14 protein-coding genes and 4 pseudogenes are annotated in these 15067 nt (G+C 69.4%); 9 read left to right on the forward strand and 9 right to left on the reverse strand.

Going from position 1 to position 15067, the window contains the following annotated elements; genetic code table 11:
- Nucleotides 1-45: 45 nt before the first annotated feature.
- Nucleotides 46-538: pseudogene (locus ABZ079_RS33520) on the forward strand (helix-turn-helix domain-containing protein); the annotation flags it as partial.
- Between the two features lie 166 nt (nucleotides 539-704).
- On the opposite strand, the gene ABZ079_RS33525 reads toward ABZ079_RS33520, so the two are convergent.
- Entirely contained in the window at nucleotides 705-1175 is a 471-nt protein-coding gene (locus ABZ079_RS33525; protein WP_356943258.1) for a hypothetical protein, read from the reverse strand.
- 301 nt (nucleotides 1176-1476) lie between these two features.
- Between ABZ079_RS33525 and ABZ079_RS33530 the strand changes: the two are divergent.
- Nucleotides 1477-1757 (forward strand): annotated as a pseudogene (locus ABZ079_RS33530) (IS630 family transposase); the annotation flags it as partial.
- A gap of 187 nt (nucleotides 1758-1944) precedes the next feature.
- On the opposite strand, the gene ABZ079_RS33535 reads toward ABZ079_RS33530, so the two are convergent.
- Entirely contained in the window at nucleotides 1945-2385 is a 441-nt protein-coding gene (locus ABZ079_RS33535; RefSeq protein ID WP_356943254.1) for a MarR family winged helix-turn-helix transcriptional regulator, read from the reverse strand.
- A 921-nt stretch (nucleotides 2386-3306) separates the two neighbouring features.
- Here ABZ079_RS33535 and ABZ079_RS33540 point away from each other — a divergent pair.
- The 3 genes and pseudogenes from ABZ079_RS33540 (at nucleotide 3307) to ABZ079_RS33550 (ending at nucleotide 6811) form a co-directional block, all read left to right on the forward strand.
- Nucleotides 3307-5601: an excinuclease ABC subunit UvrA gene (locus tag ABZ079_RS33540; RefSeq protein WP_356943226.1), complete on the forward strand. Its 2295-nt coding sequence runs from the start codon at nucleotides 3307-3309 to the stop codon at nucleotides 5599-5601.
- A gap of 71 nt (nucleotides 5602-5672) precedes the next feature.
- Nucleotides 5673-5796, forward strand: a pseudogene (locus tag ABZ079_RS33545) (AAA family ATPase); the annotation flags it as partial.
- 61 nt (nucleotides 5797-5857) lie between these two features.
- A complete protein-coding gene (locus tag ABZ079_RS33550; RefSeq protein ID WP_356943227.1) occupies nucleotides 5858-6811 on the forward strand; it encodes a GNAT family N-acetyltransferase in 954 nt (317 codons plus the stop codon).
- Nucleotides 6812-6841: 30 nt separating this feature from the next.
- Here the strand turns inward: ABZ079_RS33550 and ABZ079_RS33555 are convergent.
- The 6 genes and pseudogenes from ABZ079_RS33555 to ABZ079_RS33580 form a co-directional block, all read right to left on the reverse strand.
- A pseudogene (locus ABZ079_RS33555) lies at nucleotides 6842-7195 on the reverse strand (DDE-type integrase/transposase/recombinase); the annotation flags it as partial.
- Between the two features lie 84 nt (nucleotides 7196-7279).
- Nucleotides 7280-7852 carry a dihydrofolate reductase family protein gene (locus tag ABZ079_RS33560; protein ID WP_356943228.1) on the reverse strand — a complete coding sequence of 191 codons (573 nt, stop codon included), beginning with the start codon at nucleotides 7850-7852 and terminating at the stop codon, nucleotides 7280-7282.
- A gap of 427 nt (nucleotides 7853-8279) precedes the next feature.
- A complete protein-coding gene (locus tag ABZ079_RS33565; RefSeq protein WP_356943229.1) occupies nucleotides 8280-8861 on the reverse strand; it encodes a DUF488 domain-containing protein in 582 nt (193 codons plus the stop codon).
- A gap of 66 nt (nucleotides 8862-8927) precedes the next feature.
- Entirely contained in the window at nucleotides 8928-9527 is a 600-nt protein-coding gene (folE, locus tag ABZ079_RS33570; RefSeq protein ID WP_356943255.1) for a GTP cyclohydrolase I FolE, read from the reverse strand.
- A 64-nt stretch (nucleotides 9528-9591) separates the two neighbouring features.
- The gene (locus ABZ079_RS33575; protein ID WP_356943230.1) at nucleotides 9592-10014 is read right to left on the reverse strand and encodes a hypothetical protein; all 423 of its coding nucleotides are present in this window, start codon (nucleotides 10012-10014) and stop codon (nucleotides 9592-9594) included.
- 61 nt (nucleotides 10015-10075) lie between these two features.
- On the reverse strand, nucleotides 10076-10615 hold the full coding sequence (locus ABZ079_RS33580) for a DUF2231 domain-containing protein (protein ID WP_356943231.1): 540 nt from the start codon (nucleotides 10613-10615) through the stop codon (nucleotides 10076-10078).
- Nucleotides 10616-10743: 128 nt separating this feature from the next.
- On the opposite strand from ABZ079_RS33580, the gene ABZ079_RS33585 reads away from it, so the two are divergent.
- Nucleotides 10744-11553: a helix-turn-helix domain-containing protein gene (locus ABZ079_RS33585; RefSeq protein ID WP_356943232.1), complete on the forward strand. Its 810-nt coding sequence runs from the start codon at nucleotides 10744-10746 to the stop codon at nucleotides 11551-11553.
- A gap of 708 nt (nucleotides 11554-12261) precedes the next feature.
- Here ABZ079_RS33585 and ABZ079_RS33590 read toward each other — a convergent pair.
- Nucleotides 12262-12714 carry a MarR family transcriptional regulator gene (locus ABZ079_RS33590; RefSeq protein ID WP_356943233.1) on the reverse strand — a complete coding sequence of 151 codons (453 nt, stop codon included), beginning with the start codon at nucleotides 12712-12714 and terminating at the stop codon, nucleotides 12262-12264.
- Between the two features lie 104 nt (nucleotides 12715-12818).
- Between ABZ079_RS33590 and ABZ079_RS33595 the strand changes: the two genes are divergently transcribed.
- From ABZ079_RS33595 to ABZ079_RS33605, 3 genes are read left to right on the forward strand one after another with little or no spacing between them, the layout of a single operon-like run.
- The gene (locus ABZ079_RS33595) at nucleotides 12819-13490 is read left to right on the forward strand and encodes an SgcJ/EcaC family oxidoreductase (RefSeq protein WP_356943234.1); all 672 of its coding nucleotides are present in this window, start codon (nucleotides 12819-12821) and stop codon (nucleotides 13488-13490) included.
- Nucleotides 13490-13954 carry an SgcJ/EcaC family oxidoreductase gene (locus tag ABZ079_RS33600; protein WP_356943235.1) on the forward strand — a complete coding sequence of 155 codons (465 nt, stop codon included), beginning with the start codon at nucleotides 13490-13492 and terminating at the stop codon, nucleotides 13952-13954. Before ABZ079_RS33595 ends, ABZ079_RS33600 begins: the two co-directional genes overlap by 1 nt.
- Before the next feature lie 52 nt (nucleotides 13955-14006).
- Complete coding sequence (locus ABZ079_RS33605; RefSeq protein ID WP_356943236.1) at nucleotides 14007-14777, forward strand: SDR family NAD(P)-dependent oxidoreductase; 771 nt, start codon at nucleotides 14007-14009, stop codon at nucleotides 14775-14777.
- Nucleotides 14778-15067: the final 290 nt, after the last annotated feature.

Raw genomic sequence — 15067 nt, forward strand, 5'->3', positions numbered from 1 at the left:
CCTGAGTGAGGCTCTTGGGCGTCGACCGTCCGTTACCGTCGGGCAGTGGCAGAACGAGTACGTGTCCGTAAGATCGACGACGATGAGGGGCGGCGACTGCTGCGGATCATCCGCAGGGGCACTGGGTCGGTGGTGATCTGGCGGCGGGCCCAGATGGTGCTGCTGTCCGCGCAGGGCATGCCGGTGGTGAAGATCGCCGAGGTGTCGTTCATCAGTGACAACCGGGTTCGGGATGTGATCCACAACTGCAACGCCGACGGCTTTCAGCCGCTGTATCCGAAGTACTCCGGTGGCCGGCCCACGTTCACGCTGCCGGAGCGGCGCGAGATCCTGGAGCCTGACCAAGCCGGCGGGAAGACGAACCCGACATCGTCTTCCGCATGGACGAGTTCGGCCCGCTCAACCTGATGCCCCACCCAGGTCGGCAGTGGGCTGAGCGCGGCGGCAAGCACAAGGGCCCCGAACGCGAGTCACGCCGCGGGCGGCGGGCGACCGCTACGGCGGAGTTCGTCACCTGTTCGCCGCACTTGACCTATCTGGCTGCATAGGTCATCTCCAAGAACAGTTGATTGCGGCTTTCAGAAACGCCCACGATCGCCGACGTCCGGAATACCGGCGAGAGACAGGAACACCCACCCCTGGAACGTACGAGTGCTGCTGGCGTATGGGACCGGCGGCCAGGACGCCAGGAGTGTCCCACTCGGTCAGCGGTTGTTGGGGCTCAGCAGCGTGGCGGCAGCGGAGACGAAGGCTACGGACGCTTCCTTGGCCGCATGCCGCCGGGCGTCCAGCTCGGCGCGACTGGTGGCCTTGCGCAGTGCGTATGTGGCATCTGCGGCCTGCTGGGCGGGGCCGGCCAGTTCGGGGACCAGGACCTGAAGGCGGATGTGGGGCGCGGTGATCGCCGCCCGGGTGTCGTGGGACCTTGTCTGGGCCTCTAGCTGATGCTCGGTGCCTGTCTCGGTCAGGGCCAGGCGCTCCCGGTGGAACATCGCCGAGCGGTGCGCGTCCAGGGCGGCCGCGAAGTCGGTGACGGCCCCGAGCTGGTCCTGGCGGTGGCTGTCGGCGCGCTGCTCAGCGCGTGCGGTACGTGCCGAACGATGTTGGAGGAGTCCGGCGGTCAGGGCGCCGGCGAGGGTGCCGAGTACGGCAACGATCGAAGGCCATATGGACATCAGTGTTGGGTCCCGTCGGGTAGTTGGTGGTCAGGTCAGCGGACAGCAAGGTACGCGGCGGCGACTTCGGCGGCCGGGTTACTCCCGCGGCGTTCCGGACCTACCCGGCGGTCAGTCTTTCGCGGCTTGGGGCAGAGATAAGAGTCCGGGCCCATGATCACGTGCACCGAGCCGACCTGCACACGAAACGGCCAGAAGCAAGTACCGGCACGCTTCCAGAACTCATCAACACTGACTTGTCGCTGGCGGACCGTTCCCAGCGGTGACCAACAAACGTTGCTGGCTCCCGCCGACAAACCCAAACCTGTCCAGGGACAAGCTCTACCGGAAACATCAAACCGATCAAGCAGCGCACCCAGTTTCTGAGTTCTGCCGCTAACTGCCCACCCTCTACCCGCCAAAGTGCGGATCGCGCTCGTCGCCGACAACTTCTCACCGCACTGACCACGAAGAAGTGCCAGCGGGTCGGCACACCTGGGCGGCGGCGAACAATGCGAGATCGCCTACACACTGATCAACAGCTCCTGGCTCAGCCGGATCGAAGCCCAGTTCACGGCCCTGCGTTACTTGTCCTTGCGCGGGGACCTGCTGACTCTCCAGGCAGACCCGCTGCCACCCCTCGGGCGGCCCCGGCCGCTGCGTCGGCTGCCTCACACCCGCGTGGCCGTAGCCGCTGTCGTCGTTGTCATCGCGGACAGCGACCAGCTGGGCCACCGACGAGCTCGGCCTGGGCTACGGCATCCTCCTCGCCCTGTGGCAGGCGGGCGCGTCAGGGACGCGCCTCCATCGGTTCGAGGTGCGGCTCCAGGGCGCCGGCGACCTTGTGGCACAACTCGACGAACATCGCCCGCTCGCCCGGGCTCAGTGCGGCCCCCACGATCCGGGCGTTGTCACGCCGCTGGTCGGCGACCCGGGTCAGGAAGGCCTCGCCGGTCGGGGTGAGCGAGGTGGTCAGTTCACGCCGATCCTCGCCGAGCGTCTGCTGGCCGACGAGCCCGAGGTCCTTCAGGACCCGCAGCGCCTTGGACGTGGTCGCACGTGACACCCCGAGCGAGGTACTCAGGACCGAGGGGGTCATGGGACCGCGGATACGCAGCAGTTCGAGCACGTCGTACTGCTGCCAGGTGACGCCTTCCGGATTCGAGCGAGTGCGGCGGGCGACCAGGATGCACTGCAGGTGGGAAAGCGCGTCCTCGAGTTCACCTGGCACCGCCGAGGCCCCGGACGCGCGTCGTGGACTGTCGGTTCGGGTCATCAGCGCCCTCGGATGATGCGATCGGGAAAGAGGTGCCGCGCCCCACTCGGGACGGGAGCGGCCGAGCGTCCTCAGATTGGTTACCCATTATCAACGATCGAGGGGTGCGGCGTGCACCGCTCCCCACCACGAGGGCTTCGCCCCACACAAGTGGTTGCGATCGGGATATCGGTTTCGGACGGTCATCGTTCGCACGGTGCGGACCGCCGGCCACGAGGTGACCCTTGCCTCCGGCGCGGAGACCGCGCCCTACCGGCGACCGAACGAGCGGGGCGAGTGCGTAGCACGCGGACCGGTCGCCCGGAAGGCGGCATCCGGCGACCGGGCCGGCGTGTATCTGCGCCGTCCTCCCGACCTTTACGGACGAACCGCTTGCCGACAGGTGCTCACACCCCGGCCTGCACGACCGCCTCGCCACCGCGCGCCTCCCACCGTCTCCGCCGCCGTGGTGACCGCGCGGAGCTGACGGTCGGCGCCACCAGCACCTGACCAACCCGGCCGCCCTCATGGGCGCTTTCCTGCGGCACACCGAGCACGGCAGGGGTGGCCCCAGGAGGCCGTCGAGGCGCGGACCTTCCGCACCGGCCACGTGCCGACGTGCTTCACCCCAGGTGTTTCCCTCCCGGGGCACTACTTCTCGAGCAGGGGACGCTGCGGAAACCATCGATGAACTCCGACGCGCGCGGCCACCAGGTGCGCGCGGTCGCCTACTACAGGGTGGGCACGTGTGCACAACCGGTGTGAGCAGTGTTGATACGGATTTCGCAGCTGTCATCCGCGCGGCGCCCAGGTCTGCGCCGTCGCCGATTGAGGAAGGAACACCGATCGGATAGATTTCCTTAGAGAAACCAATTGGGCCGAGGGAAGAGGAACGGCATGGTGTCCCACCCGTCACCGGCACCGGGTGACTACATCGTTCTGGGGGAAGCACGGCAGAACAACCTCAAAGGCGTCAGCCTGCGCATCCCCAAGGGACGGCTGACCGTCTTCACCGGCGTATCGGGTTCCGGCAAGTCCTCGCTGGTGTTCGGGACGATCGCCGTCGAGGCGCAGCGACAACTGAATGAGACCCACCCCGCGTTCATCCGCAACCGGCTGCCCAAGTTCGAGCGACCCGACGCGGAGGTCATCGAGAACCTGTCCACCGCGATCGTGATCGACCAGCGCCCGGTCGGCGGCAACGCACGCTCCACGGTCGGCACCATGACCGAGATCCACTCCATGCTGCGGGTGCTGTTCTCCCGGCACGGTACGCCCAGCGCGGGCCCCTCGCACATGTACTCCTTCAACGATCCACGGGGCATGTGCCCGGAGTGCGAGGGGCTCGGATCCACGGTGCGGCTGGACCTGAACCGGCTGCTGGACGAGGACAAGAGCCTCAACCAGGGCGCCATCCGCTTCCCGCCCTTCGCCGTGGGCACCTTCCAGTGGCAGCTGTACGCGGAGTCCGGGCTGTTCGATCCCGACCTCCCGGTGCGGAGGTTCTCCGCGGACCACCGTGAACTGCTGCTGCACGGTTCGGGGTTCAAAGTCGATCGGGCCGGCCGGCACGGCGTCTACAGGAACGAGTACGAAGGGATCGTGCTGCGCTTCACCCGCCGTTACCTCAGACCGGGCCTGGATGCCCTCAAGCCGAAGGAACGGGCGGCGGTGGAGCGGGTCGTGACGGAGGGACCCTGCGAGGCCTGCGGCGGCGCCCGGCTGGGACCGGCCGCACTCGACTCGCGCATCGCCGGGGACAACATCGCCGACTACGCCGCACTGGAAGTCACCGATCTGATCGGCCGCCTGGAGCGGATCGACACCCCGTCGGTCAAACCGGTGGTGCAGGCGGCGCTGTCCGCGCTGCGCAGGATCGAGGCCGTCGGGCTCGGCTACCTCGGCCTCGACCGCCGGACCACCACGCTCTCCGGCGGCGAGGCCCAGCGCCTGAAGACGGTACGCCACCTGGGCAGCAGCCTGACCGGACTGACGTACATCTTCGACGAGCCGAGCGTGGGCCTGCACCCGCGTGACGTGCGGCGCCTGAACGAGCTGCTGCTCGCGCTGCGCGACAAGGGCAACACGGTGCTCGTCGTGGAGCACGACCGGGACGTGATCACCATCGCCGACCATGTCGTCGACATGGGCCCGGGCGCGGGCGGCCAGGGTGGCGAGGTGGTCTACGAGGGGACCCTGGCCGGACTACGGGGCGCCGACACCCCGACCGGACGGGGCCTGGGCTCGGTGCCCGGACTGAAGCCTCGACTTCGCACGCCGCGGGGTGGCCTGACGGTCCGTGGCGCCCGGCTGCACAACCTCAAGGACGTCACGGTCGACGTGCCCACCGGTGTACTGGTGGCGCTGAGCGGCGTCGCCGGCTCGGGCAAGAGCTCGCTCGCCCGGGAGCTGGTCGCCCGGCACCCGCAGGAAGCGGTCGTGGTCGACCAGTCCTCGATCGGGATCTCCTCCCGTTCCACCCCCGCGACCTACACCGACATCATGGACACCGTCCGGCGGCTGTTCGCCCGCGCCTCCGGGGCCGACCCCGGCCTGTTCAGCTTCAACTCCGCGGGTGCCTGCCCGGAGTGCCAGGGCCGTGGTGTGATCGAGACCGACCTCGCGTTCATGGACCCGGTCACCACGGTCTGCGAGCGCTGCGAGGGGCGCCGCTTCAACGACGAGGCGCTGCGGCACACCCTGTCCGGCCGGACCATCGTCGACGTGCTCGCCATGACGGCCGAGGAGGCGATCGAGTTCTTCGACGAGGTGTCCGTCCGCCGCAAGCTGGCCCTGCTGACCGAGGTCGGCCTCGGCTACCTCACGCTCGGCCGACCCCTGTCCACCCTCTCCGGTGGCGAACGCCAGCGGCTGAAGCTGGCGCACCGGCTGCACACCTCCGGCAGCGTCTACGTCTTCGACGAGCCGTCCACCGGCCTGCACATGACAGACCTGCGCAAGCTGCTCGCCCTGTTCGACCGGCTCGTCGACGGCGGCAACTCGGTGGTGGTGATCGAACACGACCTGGACGTGGTCAAGTACGCGGACTGGATCATCGACCTCGGCCCCGAGGCCGGCCGGCACGGCGGACGGGTGGTCTTCGAGGGCACCCCGGCGGACCTGGTGCGGGCACGCGACTCGCACACCGGCCGGTGCCTGGCCGAGGACCTCGCCGCCCACGGCCACCTCTGACGGCCTGAGACCCGGCCCCGCGCCGAGTGCTCAGGCCGCGTACACCGCACAGCCGAGTTCCCCGGCATCGCGACCTGGGCCAACTCGACCGCCACGGCGCCGAACTCCTCTTCCACACAGTGACCGAAGACCTTCGGCGGCTGGGCGAAGACCGTCACCGACCCCCGCCTGTGCCCGGCGGTCGTCGACCGGCTCGCCTCGGCGGCCCGGGAAACCGGTTCGATGGTTTTGCGGCGTCCTGACACAGTGGCGCACTATGACGAACTTCGAGCTTGTGACCGCCTCGGACGTGCAGCTCATGCAGGGTCTGGCGCAGCGTGTCACGGCCACCCGCCCGGACCTGGTGAACGCCGAAGCGACGTTCGGGGAGCTGGCCTGGAACTGGGGCAAGGGGCACGCCAGCGACCGCGCGAGCTGGCCGCGTCGGCTGTGGTTCTCCGGCGGGGATCTGGTGGCGTGGGGCTGGGCCCGTCTTCCGCACCGGGTGAGGCGGAGCGACGGGTCGGTGAAGGACGTCACCGGTGCCTATCTGACGTATCAGGTCGATCCCGACCACGCCGGGCTGGTCGACGAGGTGATCGACTGGTACGACGGTATAGCGGCGGACATCGAGCGTACGGTGATGCCGAGCGCCGCCGATGAGTTCGCCCTGAAGCGATGGACGGCGCACGGCTATGAGACCGACCCGGCATCGCTCGGCGACGCCGGGTTCTGGACCCAGCTGAACGAGCGGGACCTCACCGACGTGGAACAACCGGTCCTGCCAGACGGATTCCGGTTCCGCACCGCCGACGAGGCCGGGCCGGGGGCCGCGGTCCAGGCCCATCTGGACGCCTGGGCTCCCTCGCCGTACACGGCCGAGGCCTACCAGGGCGTCCGGCAGACGGCGGGGTACCGCGGCGACCTGCACATCTTGGTGGAGGCGCCGGACGGGACGATGGCATCCTCGACGATCATGTGGCTCGATGAAGCGAACAAGACCGCTGAGTTCGAGCCTGTCGGGACGCACCCGGACTACCGGCGTCGGGGGCTGGGAAGGGCGATGCTCCTGCACGGCATGCGTCTGGCGCGGGCGGCCGGGGCCACTCATGTGACGGTGCCCTGCCTGGGTGCGCCGGGGCATCCCCAGGCGCGCGGGCTGTTCTACAGCGTCGGGTTCCGGGAGCTCTCGCGCGACGCACCGCTCATCAAGACCAGGACCGCGGACTGATGACCGGTCGTTCGGGTAGTTCGCTGGCAGGTAGGCGATTTCGTCGAGCAGGGTGCGGATGACGTGTTCGACCTTCCCGTTTGGTCTGCGGCCGGTCGGGCGGGTCCACGTGTGGGTGGTCCCGGCCGCGGTGAGCAAGTCGCGTGAGTTGCGGGAGCGGTAGCAGGATCCGTCGTCGGTCGGCACCCGCTCGACGATGGTCCGGGCCTGCGCGAAGAACGCTTGCGCCCTGACCCAGAACGCGGTGGCGGTCTCCTTCTTCTCGTCGGTGTGGATCTTGTTGTGGACTAGGCGGGAGTGGTCGTCGACGGCGGTGTGCAGGTAGCTGTAGCCGGCGTTCTCGCGGTTCTCGCGGCCCGCTCGGCGGCCCACGGTTCTGTGGCCAACGAAGCCAGGCGCGGCATCGCCACCCGCTACGACCAGTGCCGCGTCCGGGGAGGCGACGGCATAGCGAGTGGTGGAGCCTTTTCAGCGGACGACATCGAAGACGTTCTTCTGCAGACCGTTGGCGTAGACCTCGTGCTCGACGAGCTTCAGCCTCTGGGTGTCCTTGTCCGTGGCGCTGAAGAGCCGCTTGCCCGCCCCGAGCAGGAGCGGGAAGACGAGCAGGTGGTAACGGTCGATCAGGCCGGCGTCCGACAGGGCCTGGTTCAGGGAGGCGCTGCCGTGGACGATGATCGGGCCGCCCTCGGTCTCCTTCAGCGCGGCGACGTCGTCGAGCGAGCGCAGGATCGTCGTTTCGCCCCAGTTCGACACCAGATCGTCCTCGGTGAGGGTGGTGGAGACGACGTACTTGGGCACCACCTTGTAGTCGGCGAAGTCCTCCATATCGGGCCACACCGGACTGAACGCCTCATAGCTGGTCCGGCCCATCAGCATCGCGGTGGCTTCCTTCTGCTCCCGGCCCTTGATGCCGAACGCCTCGGGGAGGAACTCGATGTCCTTGAAGGTCCATCCGGCATTCCGGTAACCGGGCTCGCCGCCCGGGGCCTCCACGACGCCGTCGAGCGAGATGAAAGCGGTGCTGATCAGGGTACGCATCCCAGGTTCCTCGGTATCTCGTGTGCGGTTCTCGACGGATTCGGTCGGTGCGCGCTTCAACCGCACTCACGGCTGCGGCGACCAACATGATCCCTGACTGCGGATCACGGAGAAACTCATCGGTCGTCGCCCGTCCCTCCGCGCGGCCTGCGGTACATCGCCCCCCTTCCACAGCGACGACCTCGACAGAGCCACCCGACGCGGCTTCGGCCCCTCCCCCGCTCAGGCAGTCACCTCGGTGATGGCGTCCGTGATCAGCATGTGGAAGCGCGCAGCTTCTGGTGCGGCAGAGCCTGAGGGCGGTCGAGCGCGGTCTTCCGCGCGTGGGACCGGGACCGGTCGAACCGTGCCGATCCGTACCGGTCCCGGTGCGGCCGGCGTACCCGACCAAGCCTTGGACCGGGCCGGACTTCCGGTCCCGCCCCCGTCACGGCGGCGGGCCGGCGTCGTCGTACACAAGAAGGCCGTCATCGCGAAGGCGCGCGCCCGGCGTCGGATGGTGCGCTGTGAGGCGTCCATCGTGCATCAGGTGCTGGACGAGCGCGCCGCGGGCTAGGACGGCGAAGTCCGCGATCAGACGCCGGTGGCATCGCCACCACACCGCTTCGCTGCACATCACCGCGGTATGCTCCCGGCCCGCCTGGCGCATGAGGGCGTCCATGGCGGTGACGAACTCGGGGCTGCGGGTGTGAGCGGCGTAGCCCCGGAAGGACGCGTTGCGCCAGACCGTGTCGGGGGAGTCCGGGGGCGGTCTGCGGAAGCCGCCCAGGCGCGGCTCCCATCGGTAGTCGATGTGCTCTTCGGGCAGCCATTGGGCCAGTCGCCGCCGTGACAGGTCGGGGTCGCGGCGGCTCCCGGGGGCGGTCCTGACGTCCACGACGGCGGTGACGCCGGCTTGCCGGAGGAGCTGTGCCAGCGAGGTCCGGTCCGCGGTGCTGTGGCCGAAGGTGATCAGTTCGAGCCGGGGCATCGCGACCTCGTCTCCAGCGTCGGTCCGGCCGAGGTCCATGCATCGATTTCAACAGCTTCCGGCCGTTACGGCACTGTCCGACCCGCCCCCTGTCGGCTGTGAGGGTCAGTGGGGCAGGCCGGTCAGGGAGAGGAACTCACTGCGGGATCGCGCATCGTCGCGCAGCAGGCCGAGGAGCGTGGAGGTCACGGTCGTCGTGCCAGTGGCCTGGACGCCACGCAGCGTCATGCAGGTGTGTTCGGCCTGTATGACGACGCCGACGCCTTTGGGTTCCAGGTGCGCTTGGAGCCAGTCGGCGACCTGCTTGGTGAGCCGCTCCTGTACCTGGGGCCGGCAGGCGAAGTGCTCCAGCACGCGGGCGAGTTTGGACAGGCCCAGGATCCGGTGTCCGGGCAGGTAACCGATGTGGGCGGTGCCGACGAACGGCAGCAGATGGTGCTCGCAGACGCTCCGCAGCGGGATGCTGCGGGCCAGGACCAGTTCGTCGTAGCCCTCGTCGTTGGGGAAGGTGGTCAGGTCGAACGGGCGGGGGCTGAACAGTTCGGCGTAGGCGCGGGCCATGCGGCCCGGGGTGCCGCGCAGGCTCTCCGATTCGGTGTCGATCCCCAGGGCCCGGAGGAACTGCCCCGCCGCGAGTTCGGCGGCCGTCAGATCCACCCCATCCGCGTCGTGGACCACGCGCAGGGCAACGGGCGCCGTCGGTATCGGGTCCTGGGACACGGCCGTTGCGGGGGCGACGTGCAGGGCGGAGTGGAGGTGCTGTGTCATGTCACTCACCCATCCCGAGTGCGGTGAGCAGCACCAGCACGAGGGTCACGACGGCGGCGAGCCCGTGTCCCGCGACGACGGGGACGGGGAAGTGGCGTTCGGCCGGTGCGTTCTGGCCCGCGCCGCCCAGTTCGGCAGCGCGATCCCGGTGGACGGGGATCCAGCGGGCCAGCATCACGAACCCGAGGAGGGCGACGGGAAGCAGGAGAGCGAAGGCGGTCCAGGCCAGCGCGTCCTTGTCAGTGATCACGTAGACGATCCACACGACGAGGCCGACGGCGGCCAGTGCGAAGTGGCCGAAGACGACCGGGACGGGCAGGTGGCTGGTGCCGCCACGGGCGCCGCCGTGTGAAAGCCAGACGCCGAGCATGTAGAAGCCGCCGAGGGCGGTGACCACCCAGGCGATCAGTGCGGCGATGTCCATGGGGAACTCCTTGAGCGGTAGGGATGAGGGCGTGGTGCGGAGGCGTCGGGGGCGCTACGGGTCAGTGGCGGGCCGAGTGTCCGCGGGGGGGAACGAAACCCTCGGCCTGGGTCGCCTCGTCGACGACGCGGACGCCGTAGTGGTAGGCGAGTTTGCCGCCCAGGAATCCCGAGACGCCGAGAACGGCCAGCGTCGCCGCGTTCAACGCGAGTTGCCCCGCCCCGACACTGCCGGACGGCCCCTGCCCGGCGTGACGCCACAGGAAGCCGCCTGCGTACGCGACGGTCACGAGCAGGTTCAGCGTCATGTGGATGAGCCCGACACGGAAGGCGCGTGTGCCGGCGGGGATGGCGAACAGATCCAGGAAGCCGACCATCGCGGCGACCAGCGCCCCGATCACCCCCAAGGCGATCAGCCACATCGCCCCGCGGGCCAGGAAGTCGGGATCGTCCACGAGGTGGGAGGCGATGTCGAAGACGAGGCTGCCCACCCACGCGCCGATCGGCACGGTGACCAGGATCGGATGGAACGGGTGCCCGTACGGGCCGGCGAGAGCAGCACTGACCGGCCGTTTCGCCTGCTGGTGCAATTCGCTGGGCATGGCATGGTCCTCTCCGGCGGGGTTTCACTAATGAGTATTGGTCTTATTCGGTGGCATGGTCAAGCTGCCAGGACGAGGAGGCTGGGCTGAGCGGTTACACACACATGGATTGGAGTTACTGTGAATGTATGACCTCTGATCTGACCCCGGCTTCTCGTCAGTCACCGGCCGCTTCGGGGGTGGAAGCGGTCGCGGTGCTCGCGGATGAGGTGCGCCGCAGGCTGTATGCCTTCATACGGCGCGCCCACCGGCCGGTGACCCGGGAGGAGGCGGCCGGCGATGCCGGGATCTCGGCCAAGCTGGCCGCCTTCCACCTGGACAAGCTCGTCGCGGCCGGGCTGCTGACTTCCCGCTACGAAAGCCCGGGCGGAATCCGCAGGGTCGGCCGCAAACCCAAGATCTATGAGCCGGCCGACACCGACATCCGCATCACCATCCCCGAGCGCCGCCCCGACGCCCTGGCCGAGATCCTCATCGAGGCGGTCCTCGACCAGCAGGAGGGCGAGGACGCGCAGTCGGCCGCGCTGCGAACGGCCCGCCGCCGAGGCGAGGAGCTGGGAGCCGCGACACGCGCCAGCAGCCGTCCCGGCCGTCTGGGGCCCGAGCGTTCCCTCACGCTTTCCGAGTCCGTACTGGAAAAGCACGGGTTCGAGCCCGACCGGCACGCCCCGACCGAGGTGCGGCTGCTGAACTGCCCCTTCCACCCGCTGGCCGCCCGATCGCCTGAGCTGGTGTGCGGGATCAACCACGCCTTCCTCGGCGGCTTCCTCACCGGTCTGCAGGCAGCTGGGGTCGCCGCGGTCCTCGCCCCTCATCCGGGACGTTGTTGTGTGGAACTGCGCGCCCCAGCCAGCGGCGGGAGCGTGCCGGACCCAGCCAGGGGGGCTTGCGCCAAGGAGGTCTGCGCCCGGCCCGCAGCGGATCCGGACGACGCGTAGACGGCATCCCGCGAGACGACGCATGGCAGAAGAACACGCATGGGAACCTGAACCGGCCGGCCGCCGAAGGCGCAGCGGTCCGGCTCGATGATTCGAGAGCGGCTCCCCGGCGGCGGGCTGACCGACTCGCCGCGTGAGCAGCAGGTGGCCAAGGCGATCCCCCCGGCTGCCCGCTTCAAGGCACAGGTTGGTGATCCGGCCCGCCGCGATGACGACGATCGCGGAGGGGAGGCTTGTGATGGCCGGTGGACCGACCAAACCTGTCGGCGAAGATACCCGCCACCCAGCACGGTCTGGCGGCGATCAGCACCGCTCGCGGAAGGCATCGGTGATGGGGGTGCACCGCTTCGTCCGCGGCGCACTGGTTCGTTGTGCCGCCACGGCTTCACGCGCCGGCCGCCGAAGGCGAGGGTCGCGGCGGCCACCGCGACGCCGCGGGGCCTTCACCACCCTCGCTCCGGTGCCGGCCTTCGTGCGGGGCGGCAGCTCGCTGCTGTCGGCCAGAGCCTTCGCCCCCGCACATCTGCGGCCCCGGCTCCGCGTCCTCTGCCGTGATCACCTGAGTCATCTGCCGGAGCGCGGCTGCCCGTAAGTTCCCGGGCATCCGCAGCGCGTCAGCCCGGACCTCTCGGCCAGGGCGACGAGGGTGATGCTCCGCTCGCTCGGACCGGGGACGCGCTTTCCTCGTCGGCAGTCCGGGGTTTCAGGTCAGTGGCCTGAGCTGTCGCCGCCGCGCAGTTCTTCGGCGGCCTCGTGGTAGGCCTGGGCGGCCCGGGTGAAGTAGTCGAAGAGGGCGTCGAGTTGCTCCGGTGTGCAGTCGCCGAGGATCGCGCCGATCTTCCGCCGTGCGGGGGCCATGACGGTGTCGAGGTCGGCAGGCTTGCCGACCGGCTCGACGATGACCTTGCGCCGGTCCGCGGTATCGGGGACGCGGCGCACGTAGCCCGACTGCTCCAGCCTGTCGATCAAGCGCGTGGTCGGCCCGGTCGTCAGACCTGTGCGCTCGGCCAGTTCACCGGGAGACATCGCCCCTGACAGCTGCAGGATGTTCAGCGCGTACAGGTCGGAGGCCCCGAGGCCGCACGCTCGGGCGCTTGCGTGGCCGTGCAGCATCACAGCACTCAGATACCGACGGTAGATCTGGCTCGCGTCGGATCGCATGGACGGCGTTGACACGTACTCCTCCACTCCCTAATCTCTTCCTCAAGGAAGAGGAATCTTCGACGCAGAAACTTCTCCATTGAAGTTACCATGAGGGGACCGCTATGAGCACGGCCACCATCACGCCGCCGGAGCCGGCCGGCACCACCACTCCGCCCCGCCGACGTACCGTCAGGCGCGTCCTGGTCGCCACCGCGCTGACCCTGACCGTCGCCGCCGGAGGCGGATACCTGTGGCTGGACGCGACCTCCGACGTCCACAACCTGGGCGAGAGCGACTGCGCCGCGGTGCACCCCGTCGTCACCCGCACCGCCGCCGGCGCACCGACGGCCCGAGACCACCGGGCGGTCTGCGAGACCCTGCGTTCACTGACCGATGCCTGGGGCCGAGGCGATGCCACCGCCTACGGTGAACACTTCACCCCGGACGCCACCTACACCACTTACATCGGCACCCATTACCAGGGGCGCAGCGACATCACCGACGCCCACCGCGCCCTGTTCGACGGCTTCCTCAAGGACACCCGGCTCGCCGACTCCTTCCTCGGCATCCGGTTCTACGGCCCTGACACGGCGATCGTCACCAGCCGCGGCGACACATACACGGGCACCGTCAAGAAGCCGAGCGAACTGTCCAAGACCCAGACCTACACGCTGGTCCGCGAAAGCGACCGCACCTGGCGCATCGCAGCCTTCCACAACACCAAGCGCCAGTCCGTCATGGAGCGCATCTCATTCCTGTGGGACCCGTCCACCAAGCCGAAGGCGGAGAAGTGATGACCGGCGCCGACACCGACCCCGCCCGCCAAACCGACGTCACCGCGATCCGTGCCCTCCTTGAGGAGAGCCGCGCGGCATGGAAACTGGGCGACGGAAACGCCTACGGCCGCTGTTTCACCGATGACGCGACCGACGTGACCTTCGTCGGCACCGTCTACCACGGCGGACCGGAGATCGGCCGCGCCCATCAGGCCCTCTTCGACGGATTTCTCAGGGGCACGGAGCTGACCGTCGAGATCACCGGTATCCGCTTCTACGGCCCCGACGTCGCGGTCGTCCTCACCCGCGGCGACGTCGGCACGCGCAGACCGAAGCGCCTGGGCAAGCTCGCCACCTACACGGTCGTCCGCGAGACCGACGGCCGGTGGCGGATCGCCGCCGTCCAGAAGACCCAGCGCAAGCGCCTGATGGAGGCGGTCTCGTTCCGGCTCCAGCCCGCCACCCGCCCCACCTCGCATTGACACCCGCCCTGGGTTCCACGCACCGGGCGCCGGCTCAAGGAGAACTGCCGCCATGACCGTTCATGTCCCAAACCCGATGGACCGGTCGCCGCACCCGCACCGGACCGCGGTGGTGACCGGAGCGAGTGCCGGGATCGGCCGGGAATTCGCCCGCAGGCTGGCGGCGACCGGCTACCGGGTGATCGCCGTGGCCCGCCACGAGGACAGGCTGCGGGCCCTGACCGACGAGGTCGGCCCGGGCCATGGGTACCTCGCCGCGGACCTGACGACCGCGGCCGGCCGGCAGCAGGTCGCCGACCTGTTCTCTCGGCAGCGGGTCCACCTCCTGGTCAACAACGCCGGCATCGCGGTAACCGGCAGGTTCGCCACCGTGCCGCTGGAGCGGACCCTGGAGATGATGAGGCTGAACTGCGATGCCCTGGTCACCCTCGCCCACGCCTTCCTGGCACGTGCCCGCCCCGGGGACACCCTGCTGAACGTGTCCTCGACCCTCGCCTACGCGCCGACCCCGGACCTGGGGGCCTACAGCGCCACCAAGGCGTTCGTGACGTCCTTCTCGGAGGCGCTGTGGGCCGAGCACAGGAAGTCCGGCGTCCATGTGCTGAGCCTCTGTCCCGGGATGACCGCCACCGAATCCCAGCCGCACCACGACGTCCCCGCCCCGCTGGTCCAGACACCGCAGCAAGTCGTCGGTGCGGCACTGCAGGCCCTGCACCGCCGCAACCGGCCCACCGTCATCTCCGGCACCAGCAACAAGATCTTCGCCGTGGCGACCCGCGCGCTGCCTCGTCGGCTGCTGCTCATCGCCCTCGGCCACGGCTGACCTACGGCGATGGCACGCCGCGCGCGGAAGCCGGCCCCGCTCGCTCGCTGTGCGATGCCGGACAGCGGTGGAGGCCAGCTGATCCGCGGACGTCCCTCACCCGGCCCCACACCCCAGGTGAGGGGCTGACGGCAGCCATGGAGGGGTCGCACGGAGCGTGAACACCTCGGGCTGCCGAACAGACGGCTTGCAGCCGAGGCGGTCACGCGATGCGTGACAGGTCCGGCCACGGCCCGCGCGCACGGCGGCACACGCGCCTCGCGGGAACGTCCCTGCTCCGGTCGGCGAGA

This window comes from Streptomyces sp. NPDC006314 (assembly GCF_040613075.1).
Lineage (GTDB): Bacteria > Actinomycetota > Actinomycetes > Streptomycetales > Streptomycetaceae > Streptomyces.

Coding starts and splice junctions, on each gene's coding strand:
- ABZ079_RS33525 (WP_356943258.1), bottom strand. CDS start 1,175: ATGTCCATATGGCCTTCGATCGTTGCCGTACTCGGCACCCTCGCCGGC.
- ABZ079_RS33540 (WP_356943226.1), top strand. CDS start 3,307: ATGGTGTCCCACCCGTCACCGGCACCGGGTGACTACATCGTTCTGGGG.
- ABZ079_RS33550 (WP_356943227.1), top strand. CDS start 5,858: ATGACGAACTTCGAGCTTGTGACCGCCTCGGACGTGCAGCTCATGCAG.
- ABZ079_RS33560 (WP_356943228.1), bottom strand. CDS start 7,852: ATGCGTACCCTGATCAGCACCGCTTTCATCTCGCTCGACGGCGTCGTG.
- ABZ079_RS33565 (WP_356943229.1), bottom strand. CDS start 8,861: ATGGACCTCGGCCGGACCGACGCTGGAGACGAGGTCGCGATGCCCCGG.
- ABZ079_RS33575 (WP_356943230.1), bottom strand. CDS start 10,014: ATGGACATCGCCGCACTGATCGCCTGGGTGGTCACCGCCCTCGGCGGC.
- ABZ079_RS33580 (WP_356943231.1), bottom strand. CDS start 10,615: ATGCCCAGCGAATTGCACCAGCAGGCGAAACGGCCGGTCAGTGCTGCT.
- ABZ079_RS33585 (WP_356943232.1), top strand. CDS start 10,744: ATGACCTCTGATCTGACCCCGGCTTCTCGTCAGTCACCGGCCGCTTCG.
- ABZ079_RS33590 (WP_356943233.1), bottom strand. CDS start 12,714: ATGCGATCCGACGCGAGCCAGATCTACCGTCGGTATCTGAGTGCTGTG.
- ABZ079_RS33595 (WP_356943234.1), top strand. CDS start 12,819: ATGAGCACGGCCACCATCACGCCGCCGGAGCCGGCCGGCACCACCACT.
- ABZ079_RS33600 (WP_356943235.1), top strand. CDS start 13,490: ATGACCGGCGCCGACACCGACCCCGCCCGCCAAACCGACGTCACCGCG.
- ABZ079_RS33605 (WP_356943236.1), top strand. CDS start 14,007: ATGACCGTTCATGTCCCAAACCCGATGGACCGGTCGCCGCACCCGCAC.